Annotated in this window: 24 protein-coding genes and 3 pseudogenes; 12 read left to right on the top strand and 15 right to left on the bottom strand. The window is 40.5% G+C overall.

Annotated features, from left to right (window positions below):
* Positions 1-2 precede the first annotated feature (2 nt).
* Complete coding sequence (locus GFB47_RS13870) at positions 3-170, bottom strand: hypothetical protein (protein WP_153448631.1); 168 nt, start codon at positions 168-170, stop codon at positions 3-5.
* Between the two features lie 60 nt (positions 171-230).
* On the opposite strand from GFB47_RS13870, the pseudogene GFB47_RS13875 reads away from it, so the two are divergent.
* A pseudogene (locus tag GFB47_RS13875) lies at positions 231-383 on the top strand (IS3 family transposase); the annotation flags it as partial.
* A gap of 171 nt (positions 384-554) precedes the next feature.
* Here GFB47_RS13875 and GFB47_RS13880 read toward each other — a convergent pair.
* The gene (locus GFB47_RS13880) at positions 555-929 is read right to left on the bottom strand and encodes an AzlD domain-containing protein (protein WP_153448633.1); all 375 of its coding nucleotides are present in this window, start codon (positions 927-929) and stop codon (positions 555-557) included.
* A gap of 11 nt (positions 930-940) precedes the next feature.
* Positions 941-1,735 (bottom strand): AzlC family ABC transporter permease, encoded by a 795-nt coding sequence (locus tag GFB47_RS13885; RefSeq protein ID WP_153448634.1) that lies wholly within the window; start codon positions 1,733-1,735, stop codon positions 941-943.
* Between the two features lie 299 nt (positions 1,736-2,034).
* Between GFB47_RS13885 and GFB47_RS13890 the strand changes: the two genes are divergently transcribed.
* From GFB47_RS13890 to GFB47_RS13900, 3 genes are all read left to right on the top strand, one after another.
* Positions 2,035-2,415: a Rid family detoxifying hydrolase gene (locus GFB47_RS13890; RefSeq protein ID WP_153448635.1), complete on the top strand. Its 381-nt coding sequence runs from the start codon at positions 2,035-2,037 to the stop codon at positions 2,413-2,415.
* Between the two features lie 52 nt (positions 2,416-2,467).
* The gene (locus GFB47_RS13895) at positions 2,468-3,742 is read left to right on the top strand and encodes an L-cysteine desulfidase family protein (protein ID WP_153448636.1); all 1,275 of its coding nucleotides are present in this window, start codon (positions 2,468-2,470) and stop codon (positions 3,740-3,742) included.
* Positions 3,743-3,907: 165 nt separating this feature from the next.
* A complete protein-coding gene (locus tag GFB47_RS13900) occupies positions 3,908-4,567 on the top strand; it encodes a helix-turn-helix transcriptional regulator (RefSeq protein WP_153448637.1) in 660 nt (219 codons plus the stop codon).
* Positions 4,568-4,755: 188 nt separating this feature from the next.
* On the opposite strand, the gene GFB47_RS13905 is transcribed toward GFB47_RS13900, so the two are convergent.
* From GFB47_RS13905 to GFB47_RS13930, 8 genes and pseudogenes are all read right to left on the bottom strand, one after another.
* Entirely contained in the window at positions 4,756-5,241 is a 486-nt protein-coding gene (locus tag GFB47_RS13905) for a ferritin family protein (protein ID WP_153448638.1), read from the bottom strand.
* 144 nt (positions 5,242-5,385) lie between these two features.
* Positions 5,386-5,934, bottom strand: a pseudogene (locus GFB47_RS13910) (4Fe-4S binding protein); the annotation flags it as partial.
* Between the two features lie 14 nt (positions 5,935-5,948).
* Complete coding sequence (locus GFB47_RS16610) at positions 5,949-6,056, bottom strand: iron-sulfur cluster-binding protein (protein ID WP_225874316.1); 108 nt, start codon at positions 6,054-6,056, stop codon at positions 5,949-5,951.
* A 35-nt stretch (positions 6,057-6,091) separates the two neighbouring features.
* Entirely contained in the window at positions 6,092-6,343 is a 252-nt protein-coding gene (locus GFB47_RS16615) for a hypothetical protein (protein WP_225874317.1), read from the bottom strand.
* Between the two features lie 46 nt (positions 6,344-6,389).
* Positions 6,390-6,788, bottom strand: a complete 399-nt coding sequence (locus GFB47_RS16620; RefSeq protein ID WP_225874318.1) for an FAD-binding oxidoreductase — start codon at positions 6,786-6,788, stop codon at positions 6,390-6,392.
* On the bottom strand, positions 6,788-7,837 hold the full coding sequence (gene asrA, locus GFB47_RS13920) for an anaerobic sulfite reductase subunit AsrA (protein ID WP_153448640.1): 1,050 nt from the start codon (positions 7,835-7,837) through the stop codon (positions 6,788-6,790). Before asrA ends, GFB47_RS16620 begins: the two co-directional genes overlap by 1 nt.
* A complete protein-coding gene (locus tag GFB47_RS16805) occupies positions 7,830-8,135 on the bottom strand; it encodes an SAM-dependent methyltransferase (protein ID WP_153448641.1) in 306 nt (101 codons plus the stop codon). The genes asrA and GFB47_RS16805 overlap by 8 nt, the downstream gene beginning before the upstream one ends.
* Positions 8,136-8,438: 303 nt before the next feature.
* Positions 8,439-9,374 (bottom strand): hypothetical protein, encoded by a 936-nt coding sequence (locus GFB47_RS13930; RefSeq protein WP_153448642.1) that lies wholly within the window; start codon positions 9,372-9,374, stop codon positions 8,439-8,441.
* A 447-nt stretch (positions 9,375-9,821) separates the two neighbouring features.
* Between GFB47_RS13930 and rbsD the strand changes: the two genes are divergently transcribed.
* The 6 genes from rbsD (at position 9,822) to GFB47_RS13960 (ending at position 15,817) form a co-directional block, all read left to right on the top strand.
* Complete coding sequence (gene rbsD, locus GFB47_RS13935; RefSeq protein ID WP_153448643.1) at positions 9,822-10,241, top strand: D-ribose pyranase; 420 nt, start codon at positions 9,822-9,824, stop codon at positions 10,239-10,241.
* 14 nt (positions 10,242-10,255) lie between these two features.
* Positions 10,256-11,761 (top strand): ribose ABC transporter ATP-binding protein RbsA, encoded by a 1,506-nt coding sequence (gene rbsA, locus GFB47_RS13940; RefSeq protein WP_153448644.1) that lies wholly within the window; start codon positions 10,256-10,258, stop codon positions 11,759-11,761.
* Positions 11,758-12,744, top strand: coding sequence for a ribose ABC transporter permease (gene rbsC, locus GFB47_RS13945; RefSeq protein ID WP_153448645.1), 987 nt, complete (start codon positions 11,758-11,760; stop codon positions 12,742-12,744). Before rbsA ends, rbsC begins: the two co-directional genes overlap by 4 nt.
* Positions 12,745-12,809: 65 nt before the next feature.
* Positions 12,810-13,688, top strand: a complete 879-nt coding sequence (gene rbsB / locus GFB47_RS13950; protein WP_153448646.1) for a ribose ABC transporter substrate-binding protein RbsB — start codon at positions 12,810-12,812, stop codon at positions 13,686-13,688.
* Positions 13,689-13,843: 155 nt separating this feature from the next.
* Positions 13,844-14,785 carry a ribokinase gene (gene rbsK / locus GFB47_RS13955; RefSeq protein WP_153448647.1) on the top strand — a complete coding sequence of 314 codons (942 nt, stop codon included), beginning with the start codon at positions 13,844-13,846 and terminating at the stop codon, positions 14,783-14,785.
* Positions 14,786-14,800: 15 nt separating this feature from the next.
* Positions 14,801-15,817 carry a substrate-binding domain-containing protein gene (locus tag GFB47_RS13960; protein WP_153448648.1) on the top strand — a complete coding sequence of 339 codons (1,017 nt, stop codon included), beginning with the start codon at positions 14,801-14,803 and terminating at the stop codon, positions 15,815-15,817.
* Between the two features lie 180 nt (positions 15,818-15,997).
* On the opposite strand, the pseudogene GFB47_RS13965 reads toward GFB47_RS13960, so the two are convergent.
* The 3 genes and pseudogenes from GFB47_RS13965 to GFB47_RS13975 form a co-directional block, all read right to left on the bottom strand.
* Positions 15,998-17,155: pseudogene (locus GFB47_RS13965) on the bottom strand (MFS transporter); the annotation flags it as partial.
* A 456-nt stretch (positions 17,156-17,611) separates the two neighbouring features.
* Positions 17,612-18,466: a PA4780 family RIO1-like protein kinase gene (locus GFB47_RS13970; protein WP_153448649.1), complete on the bottom strand. Its 855-nt coding sequence runs from the start codon at positions 18,464-18,466 to the stop codon at positions 17,612-17,614.
* A 65-nt stretch (positions 18,467-18,531) separates the two neighbouring features.
* Positions 18,532-19,530 (bottom strand): 2-hydroxyacid dehydrogenase, encoded by a 999-nt coding sequence (locus GFB47_RS13975; RefSeq protein ID WP_153448650.1) that lies wholly within the window; start codon positions 19,528-19,530, stop codon positions 18,532-18,534.
* A 211-nt stretch (positions 19,531-19,741) separates the two neighbouring features.
* On the opposite strand from GFB47_RS13975, the gene GFB47_RS13980 reads away from it, so the two are divergent.
* Positions 19,742-20,455 (top strand): TetR/AcrR family transcriptional regulator, encoded by a 714-nt coding sequence (locus GFB47_RS13980; RefSeq protein WP_178306521.1) that lies wholly within the window; start codon positions 19,742-19,744, stop codon positions 20,453-20,455.
* Here the strand turns inward: GFB47_RS13980 and GFB47_RS13985 are convergent.
* The gene (locus GFB47_RS13985; RefSeq protein WP_153448652.1) at positions 20,452-21,765 is read right to left on the bottom strand and encodes a DEAD/DEAH box helicase; all 1,314 of its coding nucleotides are present in this window, start codon (positions 21,763-21,765) and stop codon (positions 20,452-20,454) included. The two genes, GFB47_RS13980 and GFB47_RS13985, sit on opposite strands and share 4 nt — an antisense overlap.
* Positions 21,766-22,110: 345 nt before the next feature.
* Between GFB47_RS13985 and GFB47_RS13990 the strand changes: the two genes are divergently transcribed.
* Positions 22,111-22,323, top strand: a complete 213-nt coding sequence (locus tag GFB47_RS13990; RefSeq protein ID WP_153448653.1) for a hypothetical protein — start codon at positions 22,111-22,113, stop codon at positions 22,321-22,323.
* The last annotated feature ends 63 nt before the right edge of the window (positions 22,324-22,386 follow it).

A 22,386-nucleotide genomic window follows, 5' to 3' on the forward strand; every position in this document is an offset into this window, starting at 1 on the left:
CATCACCACTCTTTCTTACACTTCAACCAACATTGCTTAGCAAAGTGAATAAAAGACGCGAACCCACGGCAGGTAAGCAATGCGGGGACGGCTTTTGAATCCATAAAGGTAACAAACAGTTCGTATAAGCCCATTGCTTCTTCGTAATCTTCTTTTTTAATCGCAAACAAGAAAATCACCTGTGCAATATTGCCATTGCCCCAGTGTAGTGGCCAAAATCACCGTACCACTACAATGTGGTTTATTTAACGCGTGATGCAATCAAAGAAGATGTTGAAGAATATATCCGGTATTACAACCATGAAAGGTTGCATACTACGCTTGGTGATTTAACGCCAATCGACTATGAAAAATTACAAAGTCAGGTGTCCTATTGGGCTTGACCAGAATAAGTAATAAAGGTTTCATTGGTGGCGACACTTAGGGTCCTTGGATTAAAAGCTGAATAACAGGATGGTTAAACTACAAATCATAATAACAAAATTTACAATTTTAAAACGAAAAAAAGCCTCATCAAATCAATGATGAGGCTTAATAATAGAACGGTTTATCAATTAACCAAGATAAGGCGCTAAGAAATGCGTCATTGGACCTAAGTATGCTTCAAAGAAAATCAATGATGCTAAGCCACTCACGACTACCCAAATCAAACCAAAACGTAAGCTAACCAAAGTACAAACAATCGCGGCCCATACTTTGGGGTTATGTAAGTTAAACTCTAAGTGTGCACCGGTTCCTAAGATCTCAACCGCAATGATTGCAGGTAAAACGGTCACCGGCACAAAACGTAATGTTTTCTTAAAGCGTTCTGACATATTAAATTTGCCAGCCATACCAATAACAGAAAAACGAACTGCAAAAGTCGCAACTGCCATCGCAAATGATAATAAGATAACGTAATGGCTAGTTAATAGTGATGATGTATGCATGTTGATATCCTCTATTCGGTTACAGTTTTAGTGAAACAAGTCGCATCTTCTGACTCAACAGTATTACGCTCTAACGCTTCTTGTTGTAATTCAAGTTTGGCTTGTGCTTTTGCCTCTTCTTGCATTGCTTCTGTTGATAAATCCATACGGTAACCCGCATACACACCCACAACTGCAGCAACTACAAGACCTAACGAGTAAGGAAGGCCCGATAGTAAAATACCCGTTACCGTTGCAACCACAGCAGCAACGATACATTCGCGATTTTTCACTTGAGGAATAACAATCGCAATAAAAGCGGCAACCATGGCGAAATCTAAACCATAGCTAGCTATTTGAGGGAACGATGAACCCACCATTGCACCAAGGAAATCCGCCACAACCCAGTTGATCCAGAAACCCAACATGACCGCTAAGTAATACCAATGACGATTTGGTTTTTCTTCTTTCATCTCTTGAATAGAAGAAGCATACACTTCATCAGTTAAGCCGTAGGCCATAAACATGCGCATCGGCAGCGAATATTCTTTTACATGATCAGAAAGCGAAGCACTGTAAAGCACATGACGAAGGTTGATGACAAAGGTCGTTAACATAATCACTAGCATTTCACTAGATGATTGGACTAAGCCTAGTGCGACCATCTGTGCAGAACCGGCAAACACAGTCATTGACCACATTGTACTTTGGAAAACGGTCATACCCGCATTGATACTGACCGCACCGACAATAAAAGAAAACGGAAAGGCGCCAACGCATAATGGGAATATCGATTTAAGACCCGCTTGTATTAGTTGCTTTTTCATACTGCTCACTTAATAGCTTAGAGTTAAAATTTATTTGCAATTTATTATTAAAAAAGAAAAAGGTCCGTCTATCTTCTGGTGTTTATAATAGCCGAAAATTATCTTTTGCACATTGATTTGAAAAAATAAAATATGCCCCCCGTCACAAAATCACTAAAACGTGATGTATAACAACAACTTATGACTATAGATCATTTACAAAAACATTGTTTTCACCAAACTAAAAGCAAAATAATTTGCAAATCATTCAAATAAAAAACTAAACTACAGTTGAACCTAAACTGACAGGATAAAAAATCATGACTAAAGTAATTACTTCTCAATCAGCTCCAGAAGCTATCGGTCCATATTCACACGGCAATCTTTACGGCGACCTTATCTTTACTTCTGGTCAATTACCGGTCTCTAAAGCGACAGGCGCTGTAGCCGAAGGCGGTATCAGCGAGCAATCTCGTCAGTCTTTAGAAAACCTAAAATCGGTTATCGAAGCGGGTGGCGGTAACTTAGACACCGTATTAAAAACAACATGCTACCTATCAGACATTTCTGATTTCGCTGCATTTAACGCAGTTTATGCAGAATTTTTCAAAACAGATTGCCCAGCGCGCAGCTGCTTTGCAGTAAAAGATTTACCAATGGGTGTGAAAGTGGAAATTGAAGCTATCGCTCACCGCGCTTAATACATCGTACTGACAAAAAATATAACGATAAACGATATAAGAGGTCTCCCCTATGAATACCCAATGGAATCAATACAAAGCAATCATCAATTCAGTTGTTAAACCAGCGCTTGGTTGTACTGAACCAATTTCAGCCGCTTACGCTTCTGCTGTTGCCGCTGATCTTCTTGGTGAAAAACCAGAGCGTTTGCACGTAATGGTGTCTGACAACCTTTACAAAAACTCAATGGGTGTTTTTGTTCCTGGTACTGGTCAAATTGGTTTACCGATTGCTGCGGCTGTTGGGGCAATTGGGGGAAATCCAGAAGCGCTTTTAGAAGTATTAGCACAAATCACACCAGACGATGTGACTCAAGCGGTTAGCTTTATTGAAGCGGGCAACGTAACAGTTAGTCGCGCTGACGTTGAAGAATTCATCTACTGTAAAGTAGAAGCATTTGCTGGCGACAAAAAAGCATTTGTTGAGATCAGCGGTGGCCACACTCAAATCGTGACTAAATCTCTAAACGATGAAATCACTTTCCAACAATCAGCTGAAACCGCGCAATCTACCGGCTCTATCTGTGATGGTGTGGACATTAGCGTAGAAAAAATCTACCAGTATGCCACTCAAGCGGATTTCAATGACATCAAATTTATTCTAGAAGCAGCGACATTAAACTCTAAGCTTTCAGAAGAAGGTCTTAAAAATTCATACGGCTTAGAAGTGGGTCGTACCATTGAAAAAAGCATTCAAAGCAAACTGCTTGGTGACGGCCTTGCCAATAACATCATCATGTTAACAGCAGCAGCATCAGATGCTCGTATGGGCGGCGCAACATTACCGGCTATGAGTAACTTCGGCAGCGGTAACCAAGGCATTGCAGCGACTATCCCTGTGGTAGAAGTGGCGAAACACTACAAATCAAGCGAAGAACAACTTGCTCGCGCATTGATCATGAGCCATTTGGGTGCGATTTACATTAAATCTTACTACCCACCACTTTCAGCTTTCTGTGGTAACACAGTGACAAGTGCGGCCGCTTCTATGGCATTGGTTTATCTTGCAGGCGGAACATTTGAGCAATCTTGTCACGCGATCCAAAACGTACTAAGCGATTGTTCTGGTATGGTATGTGACGGCGCAAAATCAACCTGCGCAATGAAAGTTAAGACCTCAACCAGCGCAGCGGTAACTGGCTTTATCATGGCGCTAAACAGCCAACAAGCTCAAAGCCAAGGCATCGTAGCACAAGATGTTGAGAAAAGTATCCGTAACGTAGGCCGCATGGTCACTATGGGTATGACAGGTACTGATGCAACAATCATCGATATCATGTCGGCTTAATATGGTTTGCAATCGCAGCCACTATTGTCAATGATGTTCTGACTGTTGATTAAAAACAAATATGTCATAAAGCCGCCGTTTAATGGCGGCTTTTTTGATCTTGCCCTTTTTTATATCAATACTTTGTTGTTATGATTAAAATCTGCAGATAAGAATGGAGTCCCTATGTATAAGCTAACCCCAACCGACCGCGAAATTTTACATGCGATGGAAACTATGGTCGATGCCATAGCCACCATGTTTGGGGAGCATACTGAAGTGCTGCTACATGCGTTAGATGAAGATGATCCTTGCGTAACCAAAATCGCCAATGGTCACATCACCGGGCGAGAAGTCGGCGCGCCAATCACCAATATCGCACTGCTAAAACTGGAAGAAGGCTACGATGTTTCCTCGCCTTACATCACCAAAAGTAGCGACGGTAAAACCTTACGTTCGTACACCACCATTATTCGTAATTCATCCCAACAAGCGATTGGCCTTATTTGTGTCAATTCAAACCTTGATGCCCCTTTTCAATCGGTCATGCAAGCACTGTTGCCGGGAATTCCTCACTATCATGAAGGCAATATCACCCCAGAAGTGTTCGCCAAAAGTAACAGTGATGCCATGCTTGATACCATCCATACTGTGCGTGATAACGTGCTAGCCAACACCAACATTGCCCCATCGAAGAAAAACCGTGAAATCGTGACCGAACTTTTTGATCTTGGTGTATTTGATATTAAAGACAGCGCCCAAATCGCCGCCACCGAACTCGATACTTCGGTGCATACTATTTACCGCTATTTGCGCCAATTGCGTGATGAAGAAGTAGTCGTGTGATATTTCTCGGCTAATTATTGCTTAGTAACGTATTGATCATTTCATTCTGCCCTTGTATATAACTGCCCAAATGAGCGCTGTAATGTTGTGAATTGGCAAGTTCCACTACTTGAGTGAGGTCGGTTGGAAACGTGCGTTTACATTTAAGATCGTCAATTGAAATCCATTCAATTGCTTGAATAAATCACTTAAAACGCATTAATCGCGATTTTATCCGCATAAGCCGTTAAGATTTTGATATGCGAGTGCTCTTCTGCAATGATTTCATCAAGCTTTTCTGAGCCTTTCACTTCTGGCACAAACTCTTTGATGCGTGAGTAGAACAAAATTGCATCTTTCTCTTTATTGATGGCAAATTTCAAGATACTAAGCATATCGTTAAAGTCGGCATCGCCATCAAACAATGACTGTATTTGAGCAAACGAGCGGCAATAAGCACTGGCTTCGTTATTGGGATCAAACACCGGCGCTTCTTTTTCATTACAGCCTAATTCTGCGCGTAATTCTTTGAAAAATGATTTATGGGTAAATTCAAACGATGCCAGTTTGAGTAAGAAGTCACGATTTTCTTGGCTTTCAACTTGCTCTGCCGCTTTCACGTAGAAATCACAGCTTTGTTTTTCGATCTCTTCAGCCATGATCAGCACTTCATTAGCATTAAAATTAATAATCATAATATTATCCTTTTATCCCCTATCGCCTCTTAAATTCACATTGAAGTGGATAACCTCAGACGTAGGGGATATTTCTGGTTTAAATTGTGCGTTTAGTGCGTACCTTTTACGTGCATATCGGCTACATACTCGTCTTCAGCCCAGTAAATACACAGGTTCACCTTTTAGCATTTCTTCTTCAAACGCTAAGATATTTTTGATCACGCCTTGGATCACATCTTCTGTTACCCATTTAAGGAAAGTTTTACCGACGCGTGGGGTTTTCTTAGAAGTACGACCGCCTAATTTCACCATATACAGTTGTTTAGCATCGCGTTGCCAAGCCATCGTTGGGCATGCCAACACACATTCGCCACAACCAATACAACGCGAAGCATCAAAGGTCATTTTAGCAATACCAATAATACCGACATCACACATATCAATGCTGATATCTTTAATAAACGGTTCCAGTGCTTTGTTAACCGCATCAATATCTTGATAACGAATACCCGGCATCGCTAATTTTTGACGAGTGGTAAGGTGAATAACGCCATTACCCCAAGTTTCAGCAATGTTTTGCGCCACAGACAATAAATGCGCCGGCATGATCCCACCCGGAACCCGCACACTGATCATGCACTCTCCACGAACTTTAGACAGACGAAAATCACCTTTAGCACGCGTTTTAATAATATCTACATCTAAACCCATAATGTGTTCCTCACCTAGTCAATCATGTCTTCTGCTTGATCAAAACGGAACACAGGTCCGTCGACGCAAACGTATTTATCACCAATGCGGCAATGACCACATTTACCGACTGCACACGCCATACGACGTTCGTAATCAACCCAGATTTGCTCTTTGGTTAATCCTTTGGCCAGCAGCCCTGCACAGTAAATTTGATCATGATTGGTGGACCGACCACGATGGCTTGAATTTCATCGATATCAGAAAAATCTAAGCTATCTAGGTGTTGAGTCACAAGGCCTTGATGATAAAAAGCGTCATCATCAGCTTCATCTAACGTGGCGATCAAGTTTTGCACTTTATCCCACTGATGTAATTCTTCTTTATATAACGCGGCTTGTTTGTTTTTAAAGCCGAGGATCATATCCATTTACTGATTTCATTCGGATTTTGGCAAAAATGATTCATTAAGCCTTTCACCGGAGCAACCCAGTACCACCGGCCACCACGATCATGTGTTTGCCTTGATATTCTTGCATCGGGTAACCATTACCATGCACGCCACGCATCCAAACACTGTCGCCAATGTTTAAATGGAACAGTTTACCTGTCACTTTACCGACGTTACGGATCATCAAATCAACATACCCTTCGCCGTGATCAGACACTGAAATTGGCGCTTCGCCCACCATCGGCAGCGAGACTTCAACAAATTGACCGAAGTGGGTATCAAAGTCTTTTTCAACTCGGAAGTTCCACTCGTTGTCCGTGTGTTTGATGATGTCGATAATACGATATGCTTTGGGCAAGAGTTTATTTTCTTCGTGATCATGATCGTGACAATAACAGTCTGGGCATTTATTTTCGCAAGTCATTATTTCTCTCCTTCGGCAGCAAGTTCTGCTGCGACGGTATCGGTCATGTTGTTGATAAGGTTGCTAAATGAAATATATTGTGGGAAGCGATCATCGCAACGACCACAACCCACACACATGTGGTTTTCACCTTGGCGCGCTTTGTAATCATTGACTTTATGCAATGCGCGGTAACGTAGACGCTCGCCATGTTTGTTGCGGAAATTATGACCACCCGCCATGTCAGAGAAACCATCCACCATGCAGCTCGACAATTGACGACGACGTTCACCGAATTTTTCATTTTCTTCATACGCCACATCGAACACGCTGTAGCATGAACAGGTTGTGCACGAAGTGGTACAACGACCACAGGCGATGCAACGCTTATCAAATTCATCCCACATTTCATGATTAGTAAGAATTTTTCGGATCACTTTTGGAGAGTCACACACGGAATCGGGCGTGCACACCACTTCTTTATTTTCTTGCACAAAGCTAGCTGCAAACTCAATATCGCAACCAATCTCATCAAAATAACTGACGAGATCTTGATCTTTAATTTCAATCGATACGCCTTGGTCATCAAAACGGACTGAAGCGGCGTAATCTTGGGTTTTATTGGTACCCATCGAGACACAAAAACAGCTATCAAAACTGCTCTTGCATTCAAGTAAGACAATTTTTAGTTTGGTGCGTAGACGTTTGTAGTAAAAATATTCATTACCACCATTTTTCAAGTACATGTTATCCAGACGCTTTAAACCATGAATATCACAAGCGCGAGCAAACACGATGGTGGGTCTTGGATCGATGGTCGATTGCTTTAATTCAGAGCCATTAAAATGAAATAACGTCTCGGTCACAGGGGTAACCACTTCATTGGGTGAGAAGTGGGATTTCTCTTGCCAAACAATATCGTCAGTCTGAGTGATATCGCCATAAACAATATTATCGGTGTGAGCAAAACGGCCACCAAATACTTCTCTGACTGGCGCTTTAATTTGGTAATCAGGCATTAACTGCTTAATCACCTTATCAAACTCAGTATTGGTTAAATATTTAGACATATAAAGTCTCTCTATAAAAGATTATTAATTGGTATATTCGAATTCGGTTAATACTTTTTAACGACAGGCTAAGAATTTGTGGCGAAACCAGATTATCAAACACCACTACATCCGCTTTTTGCAAGATGCCATAGGCTTTTAAGGTCAATAAATTAGGACCACCAGGGCCGGCGCCCACTAATGAGACATTATATTTTGCGCGATCATGTGTTTCATTAAATAGGGTTGATTTTATATCGATGTTTATATTTGCATTATTAATGAGACTATAATCAGAGTGACGCGTTAATACATTCATAACATTGCCTTAAATTCGACTTAGCTACAATATACGCCTCAGATTGGGTTAAACACCTTGAATAAAGGTGTGTATTGATTGAAATAAATTTATTACGTTTTCAATTTTATACTCGATGTTAATTAATACTTAACGACTTTAAATTTAAGACTTGCATCACATTTATTCTTTTCATCTTTCTATTAATATAAAAAAAACGCCGTGATTTTGAACTTGAATTCAAAAATCACGACGGTCTATTTTTTATTTCCAGCTTGAGGAGCTTTAACGTTGATTTTCAACGAACAAGCTAGTACAACAAGTTTACATCCAAGCCTCTCGATTCAAATCAAACTGAGCAATCCATTTATCATCGGCTCGAGCGGCAAGATACAATTGCAAACCATTAAACAACTGAAATGCTTGAACTCCGCCTAAATGCGCAAATGCATCAAAGAATTCATCTTCTGCTTGTTCGAGTTGCTCTAAGGTTTCAATATCATTATCTAGTGCCCACTCAATCGCTTGTGGCTCTACTACCGCTTCTCCCATGTCAATTGCAACCAGTTGATATTGATTTTCTTTTACGCTGTTATCCGCATGAATTTGTTGCGTGTCGAGCTCTTGCTGTTCGATCTCATCAATGATTTTTATGATCTCATAATGACGTGCTTTACGATTAATTTGGCTAATTTTCAGTGCATAACTAAAGCGTTGATAACCGACAACGTTCAACACGCCTTCAAACAGCGTGGTATTTAACCCTTGCGCAGCGCAATAATAATTCATACACGCTTCTTGACTGGCAAAGCGCACGCCATCGAATTCAAAACCAGCGCTATCATCATAGCCAATTGCAGAGCCCGCAACGGTTAAATCCCAGCCAGCATAACGCACTCGTTCATTGGCGATTTGATACATGGCCCATGCGCTGCGGCTAAAACCCTCAAAAATTGAGCCTTCAAAGCTGGCTTCTTCCAATTCTTGTTTAGTCCAATTTAACCCAATACCTAAATGCTTGGCGTACACCTTCATTAAACGCTGCTTAATATAATCACGATGCTGCCAAATCGAATTGCAATGCTGCTGCACCGGAAAAGTTTGGCATTCAGCGCAAATCGGCACAGAGATCGGCTGATGAGTGCAAAGTTTCACATTTCTCATCGCCAGTGGAATATCGAGCATATCCGCTGCAGGTTCACCACAAAACCAGCAGGTATGACGATAATTAAAAGGAATGTCGATAGGTTCAAAGTTCATAAGCGCTCTGGTTTGAATTAATAGGGTGCGGTGCTTTTCAAGATAGGTGTCATCTTACTTGAAACTGACTTTTTGAAAAGACTAATCATTGAGTACATAACGCGTACTTCTGCCGCTGGCACTGGTTTTTTGTAAACCTGATTAGATTACATCTATTAATCAAATCATAAGATGATGCGAATAGAGAGTTTATTCGCATCATTGGCCGTTTAGCCTTACTTTTTACAATCATATGCTCATAAAAACGTCTCATTTATAACTATACCAAAATGAAATCATGAATAAATTCTTGTGATTATGATCACCACTACAGCCTGCCATCGAAACGTTTCGATGATCTATTTCACAAAACGTATATGACACCAATGCTTTTTGATAATCAGCCACTACACTTCATCGAAACGTTTCGCTCACATTGCAACAGACTTTATAATTAGGTTTATCCATATGAAAAAAAGCGTCCTACTACAATCAGAATTTTCTCACTTAATTGCCACACTTGGTCATACCGACGAAGTGACTATATGTGATGCTGGATTACCCATTCCTTCTAACGTGAAAAGAATTGATTTAGCTCTCACCCATGGTGTGCCAAGCTTTGCTCAAACCGTTGATGTTTTCTTAAAAGAATCTCAAATCGAAGGTGTCATCTTAGCAAACGAGTTCAAGCAAGTTAGCCCTAATGCCCATGCTGATATCTTAAGTAGAATTAAACAAGAAGAAGAAATTTCAGGAAAACAGATTCGAGTCACTTATCTATCACATGAAGATCTAAAAATTAAAACTAACGACAGTAAGGGTATTGTAAGAACAGGTGAATGTACCCCTTATGCAAACGTAATATTTCAGTCTGGTGTAATTTTTTAAAGCGAGGAATGGTTATGAATCAAGCCATCTTAGAACTCAATAAAATAGAGAAATCTTTTCCTGGAGTAAAAGCCCTAGACGAAGCCAGCTTAAATGTTTATCCCGGCCGAGTAATGGCTTTAATGGGAGAAAATGGTGCTGGGAAATCTACGTTAATGAAAGTGTTAACTGGTATCTATTCTTTAGACTCCGGCAATATTCAATATCAAAACAAACCAGTGACATTCAAAGGTCCTCGAGATTCTCAACACGCAGGCATTAGTATTATTCATCAAGAATTAAATCTCATTCCTGAAATCAGTATCGCCGAAAACATCTATTTAGGGCGGGAGATCACTAATAGCTTTGGTCGTATTTTATGGAAAGAAATGTACGATAATGCAGATAAATTATTGGCTCGATTAAACGTAAAGAGAAGCGCTAAAACATTATTGGGTGAGTTGAGTCTTGGCGAGCAACAAATGGTAGAAATAGCTAAGGCACTTTCTTTCGAGTCTAAAGTCATCATTATGGATGAACCTACTGATGCATTAACTGATAAAGAAACTGAATTTCTATTCAAGGTTATCAATGAGTTACGCGATCAAGGTTGTGGCATCGTCTATATTTCTCATCGCTTAAAAGAAATATTTGAAATTTGTGATGATATTACGGTATTACGCGACGGTAAATTTATTGGTGAATGCACGGTAAAAAGCACTAATGAAGATGCACTTATTGAAATGATGGTTGGTCGTAAGTTGGATGAACAATATCCGCGTATATCAGTGCAATCAGGTGATACTCGTTTAGAGGTAAAAAACTTAAACGGTAAAGGAATACATGACATCAGCTTCTTACTGAAAAAAGGAGAAATACTCGGTATATCTGGACTCATGGGGGCAGGCCGCACTGAATTGATGAAAATGATTTATGGTGCACTTCCCTATCAATCAGGTGAAGTATTACTTGAAGGCAAATCAGTCCATGCCAAGTCACCACAAGAAGGACTTTCTAATGGTATTGCCTATATCTCAGAAGACCGTAAAGGCGACGGGTTAGTTTTATGTTTATCTGTTAAAGAAAATATGACGCTCTCTGGTTTGCAGCATTTCAGTAAAAACATACAACTGCAACATAAAAGCGAAATGATGGCTGTCGATGATTTTATCGAGCTTTTCAATATAAAAACGCCAACTCGAAATCAAATAATTGGCAATTTATCGGGTGGTAATCAACAAAAAGTAGCCATCGCTAAAGGCTTAATGACTCGACCTAATATTTTAATTTTAGATGAACCCACTCGTGGTGTAGATGTTGGAGCTAAAAAAGAAATTTACCAATTGATTAATAAATTTAAAGCAGAAGGAATGAGCATCATTTTAGTTTCATCAGAAATGCCGGAGGTACTTGGAATGAGTGACCGAATATTAGTCATGCATGAAGGGAAGATCAGTGGCGAATTTGATGCAAAACAAGCAAATCAAGAATTACTACTGGCTTGTGCAGTCGGTAGAAACATTAATAAGGACGTCGCATGAGCAGTAATAGCGTAAAATCAAAAGAACCAGATGCCATAAAAAAACCATTAATCAGTAAGGAATGGTTAGTCGAACAAAAATCTCTAATCGCACTTATTTTTTTGATTGTTGTAGTGTCATTTTTGAGCCCAAACTTCTTCACTGTTGACAATATCTTAAATATCCTGCGACAAACATCGGTAAGCGCGATTATTGCCGTTGGTATGACACTCGTTATTTTGACTGCTGGCATTGATTTAAGTGTTGGTTCGGTTCTTGCTCTATGTGGTGCATTTGCAGCAAGTTTAGTTGCAATGGAAGTGCCCGTTTTGATTGCGGTGCCCGTTGCTTTGATTGCAGGCGCAGGTTTGGGTGCCATTAGTGGTTTTATTATCGCGAAAGGCAAAGTACAAGCCTTTATCGCGACGCTAGTCACTATGACATTACTCCGGGGCGTCACTATGGTTTATACCGATGGTCGCCCAATCTCTACCGGATTTACTGAGGTATCTGATAGTTTCGCTTGGTTCGGTACAGGCTACGCCTTGGGTATCCCCGTACCTATTTGGATAATGGTAGTAGTGTTTGCTGCCGCTTGGTATTTACTTAACCACACACGTTTTGGACGTTATATCTATGCATTAGGTGGTAATGAGTCTGCAACTCGTTTATCGGGTATTAATGTTGATCGAGTAAAAATTGGTGTGTATGCAATCTGTGGCGTCTTATCTGCCCTCGCCGGTATTATTGTGACATCACGTTTGTCTTCCGCTCAACCGACTGCTGGCATGGGATATGAATTGGATGCGATTGCTGCAGTTGTCGTTGGTGGAACGAGCCTCGTAGGTGGACGTGGTCGGATTATGGGAACCCTAATCGGTGCTTTCATCATTGGATTCTTAAATAACGCATTAAATTTATTAGATGTATCGTCTTACTACCAAATGATAGCCAAAGCTTTGGTGATTTTATTAGCGGTAATGGTCGATAACAAAAACAAATAATTTTATTAACCGTAAACATAATAATAGAGTCAATTGATAGACTCCCCTACAAAAGGAATAACAAAATGAAAAAGCTTACTACTTTACTTTCTGCTGCTGTGTTAGCCAGTACGATGTCTGTTTCTGCTCACGCCCAAGATACATTAGCAATTGTTGTATCAACTTTAAATAACCCTTTCTTCGTTAGTATGAAAGATGGCGCTGAGTCTAAAGCCAAAGAATTAGGTTATAAACTAATCGTACTTGATTCACAAAATGATCCAAGCAAAGAACTATCAAACATAGAGGATTTATCAGTCCGTGGCGTAAAAGCGATTTTAATTAACCCTACTGATTCTGATGCAGTTTCAAATGCAATTAGAATTGCCAACCGAGCCAACATTCCTGTATTGACTTTAGATCGTGGTGCAAGCCGTGGTGATGTAGTAAGTCATATAGCCTCTGACAACGTCGCCGGTGGTGAAATGGCTGGTAAATACATTATGGAAAAAGTTGGAGAAAAAGCCAAAGTGATCCAACTTGAAGGTATTGCAGGAACTTCTGCAGCTCGTGAACGTGGTGAAGGCTTTATGAATGTAGTGAAAAATTCAGAACTTGATCTACTCGCTAGTCAACCAGCTGACTTTGATCGTAGTAAGGGTTTGAACGTAATGGAAAACCTTTTAGCTGCTAATGGTGATGTCCAAGCAGTCTTTGCACAAAATGATGAAATGGCATTAGGAGCATTACGTGCAGTTCAAGCATCTGGTAAAAATATTCTAATTGTTGGATTTGATGGTACTGATGACGGAATTGCAGCGGTAAAGCGCGGAATTCTAGGCGCAACTATTGCTCAACAACCAGCACTTATTGGCGCATTAGGTGTTGAAACTGCAGATAAAGTACTTAAAGGAGAAACCGTAGAGAAACACATTCCAGTTCCTTTAAAAATCATCACAAAATAACCTCAGCTAGTGAGGGTGAAACCACCCTCACTTTTTCTATGGAAAGATCGTCTGAACGCCTCAAATGACTTATTGTTGTGTAAATAAATTTCACTTTGTTTCTAGAGCGATAACCTCATAACAACCCTGATCTGATCAACTTAAGGATGAAATTAATGAATAAACTGATGGTTTTAGGTAGTGTTAATGCTGATCATGTTCTTCAAGTGCCGTCTTTTCCTCGCCCAGGGGAAACATTAACTGGCCGAAATTATCAAGTCATCGCGGGTGGCAAAGGAGCAAATCAAGCTGTTGCCGCTGCTAGGTTAGGTGCAGACATTGGTTTTATTGCTAGCGTCGGCTCTGATGATTTTGGTCGAAATATAATTAACGAATTTAAGACTGATGGGATAAATACTAACTGTATCCACATTGCGCCCTCAACACCAACCGGGATTGCGATGATCCAGGTCTCTGATAATGGTGAAAACTCAATTTGTCTTTCCCCAGAAGCAAACGACTTACTAACCACAAGTATTATCGAAAGCCATATTCAAGCTATCCAGTGTTGTGATTATCTATTATTACAACTTGAAACACCTCTCGAGGGAATTCAAACAGCAGTGAATTATGCCAAAACAGCCTCTGATCATACCGTAACTGTTATTTTAAACCCAGCACCGGCTAGAAAATTACCCGATACACTTTTAGCCCAAGTAAACGTGATCACTCCGAATGAAACTGAAGCAGAAATTTTAACAGGAATAAAAGTATTCGATGATGAATCATCCCAAAATGCCGCTAATATTTTGCATGATAAAGGTATCGATACTGTTATGATCACGCTGGGTTCAAAAGGTGTCTGGTTAAGTGAAAATAGAAACGGAAAACTAATTCAGGGCTTTAAGGTTACCGCTGTAGACACGACAGCCGCTGGCGATACATTCAACGGTGCGTTTGTAACAGGCTTATTAGAAAATAAGAATATTGAAGACTCTATTATGTTTGCACATGCGGCGGCGGCACTTTCTGTTACACGTTTTGGCGCACAAACATCAATACCATACAGGCAAGAAACTGATTCATTTTTACTACAACAAAACGCTCTACTTAATTAAATAGGACAACAAAACATGGCAACAATGAAAGATGTCGCAAGAATTGCTCAAGTTTCTACATCAACTGTGAGCCATGTTTTTAATCAAACTCGATTTGTAAGCGAAGATATTGCAAAACGTGTCAATAATGCAGCACAAGAGCTAAATTATGCCCCCTCAGCTTTAGCGCGTAGTTTAAAGATGAAATGCACAAAAACACTTGGAATGTTAGTTACAACATCCACTAATCCATTTTTTGGTGAGGTCTTAAAGGGAGTTGAGCGACGTTGCTATGAGAAAGGTTATAACTTAATTTTGTGTAATACAGAAGGGGATAGCGAACGTATGAAAGCCTCGATTAATACCCTTCTACAAAAACGTGTCGACGGTTTAATGCTCATGTGTTCGACTTTGGAGGGTGAAGAAATTGAAATATTTTCTCGTTACCCTGAACTGCCAATCGTGGTGATGGATTGGGGGCCTATGGCATATGCGAGTGATAAGATCCAAGATAACTCTTACAAAGGTGGGTATTTAGCGACACAATACTTAATTGATCGTGGCCATAAAGAAATTGGTTGTGTGACCGGTCCATTACATCGAAACCAAGCTATATCACGTTTTAATGGCTTCAAACAAGCTTTAACCGATAATCATATAGCTATCAATCAAGACTGGATTGCCGAAGGGAATTTTGAATGTGATGGTGGTTTCAATGCTTATCAAACATTTAAAAGACGTTCTTTAGCGCAAGGAAGTTCTTTACCAACCGCTTTATTTGCATGTAACGATATGATGGCGATGGGGTTAATCAATGCAGCATCTCAAGATGGTCTTCATATCCCTAATGATATCTCTGTTATCGGTTATGATGATATCCAACTCGCTAAATATATCACCCCTTCCCTTACCACTATCCATCAACCGAAACACCAATTAGGAAAAACAGCCGTAGATACTTTACTTGCACGACTTAACGAACCCAAATCACCTCAACAAATTGTCCAACTTGAACCAACCTTAGTTGCCCGTCACAGTGTAAAGGTTATCTAAAAACCAGCTCACCGTGAGCTGGTTTGTGTTGATAAATTCAAATTGGTTTACATCTAAGTGAATACGCTATTAGATTTTAGCTTCAACCAACTCAGCTTGTTCTTTAATACCACTGTTTTTATCATCAATGTCATTGGCCTTATTGAGCATCACTTTAATGATATAAGACGAAACAAAGGCAAACGCCACCACCAAGCTACCAACAATCACTTCTGATAATGCTTGGAAGAAATGTACTAAGAAGAACACTTCAGGGCGTATTTGCGCATTCGATCCCACATTCATTACCGCAAAGGTCAAAATACCAAACGCAATCGCAGTCGAGATAAACGAGAATCCAATTTTGGTTGCGGTAGTAAAGGTGACCCCTTTTGCTTCTAATTTAACAAATAAAACGGCAATAAATGGCCCAGCAATGATGCACCAGAATGGGTTCATTGCCATCGGTGCTTCTGGCGCAATTGGCACAATATTAAACAAATCACCACGCATAGTGTTAATAGCCACCATGGTCATCGAAGTCATCATTTGTCCGTAGTATAAGTAAAAACATGTGGTTAAGAACATAATGATTAAGATTGTGCCCATTTTTAATCAGGTCGCTTTATCCGCTTTTACCATTAAAGAAATGAAGTATAAAATCGCCGCGCCGCCAATGGCGTATACGATATTTTGCCCCACATCCATATTCGAAAACATGAAGAACACGAGAGCGACCATAGCAATCGATAAAGCAAAAAATGACAGCCAGTTTTTCATGCTCACCGGTTGTCGCTCACTCTCATTACATGCACTTAATAAGTTTTTACGGTTTAACAGTAAAATCAGCATCGCGGCAAACGCCATCACTACCGATAAAGCAAAGCTGCCGTTAAAACCAATCACCAATACCGCCAGTGGGAAGATGTATTTACCAATCAATGAACCAAAGTTATTGACGGAATAGTTGATTGGGTAGGCATTTTCAAAATCTTGCCCATTAGCAAAAGTGCGTTTATACACTATCGGATACGCCGGAGACATCAAACCACGCGCATAACTGGCCAGTGCAATACCGGTTAAGCTCAATGGAATATTAAGATCCGCCGCCCCAAGTACCAATAACGCATACCCTAAAGTGAAAGCTAAAAAAGAAATGGTTAACGATCGGTACGCACCGAGGAATTTATCGGCAATAAAACCGCCCGCGATAGCAAACAAAGGGCCTATTGATGAAAATGCGCCCACCACCATCATGGTGTCCACTTCATCGTAATTCAGTTCATGTATGAAAAATCGCGTTAATATGACCATTACGCCATAAAACGAAAATCCGAACATCATCTGACAGAACATCATGGATACATTTAGTTTATTTCACATGAAAACTCTCTTTAAAATTAGAAATAGTCAGATTTAAAAACTGGATGGATAGTAATTAGATAGAATTTTATATCAATAGATTTATTGTGTGAATATTACCTAAATCGTCTTTGTGGTTACAAGCGATTACTCTGTCGCTAATTACTGTATGGTTTAAAAACAAAAAATGCCGCAGACAGTGAAGGGTCACTTCAACATCTGCGGCATTCCATTGCATCGCTTATAGTTTATTTATTAAAAAGCATCAAATAATCGATACAATCTGTTCATTTCAACTTAATGATAACGGTCATAACCCAAAGTAATTGACGTTGCAGTTAGGCGACAAATGAACGAAACCCCATGAGCTTTCTTTTATAAATAGAAAGCTTGCCTAAGTGATTGGGGTGAGTTAACGCAGGCAACAAAGCTGCGGCTTCAAGTACGAAGGGTTTAGTCTTCTTCCGCTTCTTGCATGATACGTTTACGCTCTTGCGCTTCATCAAAGGCGGCTTGAATTTCATCTAATACCAGATTGACATCGGCATTGATCAAAATTTCTTCAAACTCCCCTGTCAATTTGGTATCTGGCTTTAATTCACCGACTTCGTATAACGCCCACATTTCTTTGCAATATTGACTATCGAGCAGTTGTGGCGCGTATTGACCATAATATTGAGTCATATTGGTAATATCGCGCTCTAACATCCATTGAGCATTATTGTTCGCTGCGGCATCGACGGCTTGAGGTAAGTCGATGATCACCGGACCTTCGCCATCGACCAATACGTTAAACTCGGACAAATCACCATGTACGATGCCAGCGCACAACATACGCTTAACGTAATCCATCACCACAGCGTGATCACGAATAGCCTCTTGTTCCGACATACTGACATCATTTAAACGAGGCGCAGTGTGTCCGGTAGCATCGGTGACTAATTCCATGATCAACACACCATCAAAGCAACCAAATGGCTGAGGAACGCGCACCCCAGCATCGGCTAAACGGTATAGCGCATCGACTTCAGCGGTTTGCCACACTTGTTCTTGTTGTTCACGACCAAATTTAGAGCCTTTGCCCATGGCGCGAGCACGACGGCTGTTTCGAACTTTACGACCTTCCTGATATTGCACTGCTTTTTTAAAGCTGCGTTTATCGGCTTCTTTGTATACTTTGGCGCAGCGGATCTCTTCGCCACACCGAATAACGTACACGGTCGCTTCTTTACCACTCATTAACTGAGCGATCACATCATCGATTAAACCTTCATCGATCAGGGGTTGTATTCTATTGGGTATTTTCATAGCGCCCTTATACAGGAATTAGCGCTAAGATGGAAGAATGGTAGTGATCTCCCCTGAAAATAAGCTTAATTGATGTTAATTATTTCGTTACCCGACGTTTGTTGTTGAGAAAAAGCTTTGATGTTCGCCAATGTAGTATCCGCTATATTTTGCAAGGCTTCATCGGTTAAATAAGCTTGATGTCCAGTAAAAATCACATTATGACAGGCGGATAAGCGACGGAAAGTATCATCAGTAATAATATCATTGGATTTATCTTGGAAAAATAGCTCTTTCTCATGATCATAAACATCCAAACCTAACGCCCCTATTTTACCCATTTTAAGCGCTTCAATCGCATCAGATGAGTTCAACAGTCCACCACGACTAGTATTGATGATCATCACGTTATCTTTCATCTTTTTAAAAGAGTCAGTATTGAGCATATCGCGATTTTCATCCATTAACGGACAGTGAAGTGTGATGACATCCGCTTGCTGATAGATGTCATCAAGTGTGGTATACGTGACACCAAGGTCAATGGTTTGCTGGTTTGGATATGGGTCGAAACACAAAATATTCATGCCTAAACCTTTAAGAATACGCATGGTTGCAAAGCCAATTTTCCCTGAGCCTACCACACCGACTGTTTTACCATAAAAATTAAAGCCGGTAAGACCTTCAAGCGAGAAGTTCGCATCACGAGTACGTTGATACGCTTTATGAAAACGACGATTCAAACACATCATCATACCAACCGCATGTTCGGCAATGGCTTCTGGTGAATAAGCAGGAACACGAACGACTTGCAGTCCTAAACGTTTAGCGGCCTCTAAATCAACTCTATCAAAACCTGCGCAACGCATAGCAATTAATTTGGTACCTTGCTTGGCCAACCTTTCAAGTACGGGCGCACTGAGATCATCATTCACAAAGGCGCACACCACTTCTGCATCTTCGGCAATTGCAGCGGTTTGTTTGGTTAACCTGAAATTAAAAAATTGACATTCAAAACTATATGATTGGTTCATTTTTTCAAAAGAAGAAACATCGTAGGATTTAGTACTGAACATTGCGATTTTCATAAAGCCACCTCAAACTAATTGCGATTAAGACACAATAGCGTTAACGGGCTTCGATTGCACGAAAATATAAGACCTAAAACTAGAAGGGAAAATAATAAAAATAGTGTTAATTATATACATACCATTAAAGCAACAAAAACTTCGCTAGTTGATTACTACTGCAGTATACTATCCTACTGGACAGTATGTGACCGTAAAAATGAGGCTATCTGTGGATACAGGAACGGAAAAAAAACAAGGTCGGCGTAGCGCACAAGAAGCGAAACAGACCAAAAGACAAATCTTGTCGGTTGCTGGCTCATTGTTTGCAAAATTAGGCTATAAACGGGTATCACTGCGTTTGATCAGTGAGCAGGCTGGAGTTTCTCATAGCTTATTACGCTATCATTTTGGCAGCAAAGAGAAAATCTGGCAGCATATTAGTGATCACTTATCGCTGCATTTTAAGAATTATTTTCAACATATTATCGATTCACTGCCGCAAGATTTACCCGCCAATATCTTATTGTATAAGTTAATGAATCGAGTGTTAGCTTGCAGCTTGCATGATCCGCGTGCGATTCGTTTTTTAGCCGACGCAGTACGACAAGACAAAAAGATGGTCAATTATTTACTCGACCCAAGTATTCACGTCAATGAAGTGATTGAAAACTTAATGATCCAATTTAAGCAACAGTACCCAGACTCGTTGCTCACGGGCAAAACATTACGCTGGCAGGTGACATTGTACTCTCACTCCGCCAGTACGTTACGCCCTTTACTTCCGCATGTATTTGAGCAACCAAGCGACGACGATGCCCTCTTTGCGCATTGGCAACAGTTTAATCTCAATATCAGCCAGCAGTTGCATATTAAGCCGCAAGATATCGAACGACCACGTTGCTTGGCGACCATGATAATCGCGCCGCCAGAAGAAATAGATTAACGTCGCTTACCGCGTTGGCTGTGGATCTTAAGTTTGGCTTTGAGTTTGCGCTTTTCAGCTGAACGACCACGTTTCATTTGTGGCTCTTCTGGATCGCTAAAGCTTGGCTCATACCCTTCTAGCCATTGTTGTGGCAAACGCTTATCTAATAAGGTTTCAATCGCATCGAGTAAATATTGCTCTTGTGGGCACATTAGCGAAAAAGCTTGTCCCGTTTCCCCTGCGCGACCGGTGCGACCTATGCGGTGAATATAATCTTCGGCTTGAAATGGCAGTTCGTAGTTTACCACTTGTGGCAATTGTTGGATGTCGAGTCCGCGCGCCGCAACATCGGTCGCAATTAATGCGCGAACTTTTCCTGATTTAAAATCATCGAGCGCTTTTTGGCGTGCGCCTTGGCTTTTATCACCATTAATCGACGCTGCGTTTATACCATCCAATTTCAATTCTTTGGCCAGCATGTCGGAAGTTTGTTTAGTTTTAGTAAACACCAACACTTGTCGCCAGTTTCTTGAACCAATCAAATACGCCAGCAGTTCACGTTTGCGCGATTTATCGACGGGATACACCATTTGCTCAACACTTTCAGCGGTACTGTTTTGCGCCGCAATTTGCACTTCTTTCGGCGATTTTAGCATTTTGTAAGCGACTTCTCGGATCCGTTTAGTAAAGGTGGCTGAAAAGAATAAGGTTTGGCGGTCACTATTCATGCGGCGTAAAATACGTTGTAGATCAGGCATAAAGCCCATATCCAGCATTCTGTCGGCTTCATCTAACACCAAACTTTGGGTGTCTTTTAAATGAATATTGCCGACAAACAAATGGTCCAATAAACGCCCAGGTGTGGCAACGACAATATCTGCCCCTTTGGCTAATTCTTTGGTTTGCACACTCATACTGGTGCCACCGTACACCACCACAATATTCAAACCTTGATTGTATGAGACTAAACTGTCAAAAACTTGCTGCGCCAATTCTCGGGTTGGGGTCAGCACTAAACCACTTACCGAACGATTGACTTTGCGCGGTGTGACTGGATGATCTTTATCCGTATCAAGCAAAGTCTTAGTGCTTGTTTCAACCTCTATCTTTGCTTCAAGTGTATCTTGCTTTTGCTGCATGATTTTTTGGATTAAAGGCAGTCCAAACGCGGCGGTTTTACCGGTGCCCGTTTGTGCGCAAGCTAACACATCATCACCTTGTAGCAATAACGGGATCGCTTGTTCTTGAATAGGTGTGGGTGAAATGAAGCCTAACTGCTTAACGCAATCGACCAAGCGGGGATCTAAACCTAGAGTTTGAAACGACATGAGAACCTAATGTTGAAGACACAAATAATTGGCTGAAGTTTAACAAATTTCTCTGTGGCTGTATTGAGGTTTTACACATACTAATAACATCGGAAAGACCAGCTGGACAGGCGATTGAATAATGTCAGCGTTTGGTTAAAACAAGATACACATCTCATAAGTTCATGCGATTATAAACTAATCAATTAAATTTATGAGACAATAATTTTTGATATGTAACTGACACAAGCCTTAGTTACATAGGAATGTAAACAGACTCGCTATATTGCTTTTTTATCGAGTTAACTATGTACAGAATCACTATCGCATACACATAATGAATAAGAACGACAGAAGGCATACATTATGAATATAAAAAAAGTAACAAGAAAGCCTGCTTTGGACGTTGATTTGGATATTTGCTGCTGCCCATTATGTTCGAGCGAAGAGTTTTTATTATCTGAGTATGGAGAAGAGTTGATTTGTATCGACTGTGGTCCTGTCTCTTTAAATACCGATGCAAGGTTATTTGCCTCTTCAACGCCATTAGAGTTTCATAACCCAATTTTGCTTCATTGATGATTAAGTGACCACGAGGTAAATCTTACGATCAGATTTTGTAAACTCCACCACCAATTTTTC

The organism is Vibrio algicola, from assembly GCF_009601765.2.
Classification (GTDB): Bacteria; Pseudomonadota; Gammaproteobacteria; order Enterobacterales; family Vibrionaceae; genus Vibrio; species Vibrio algicola.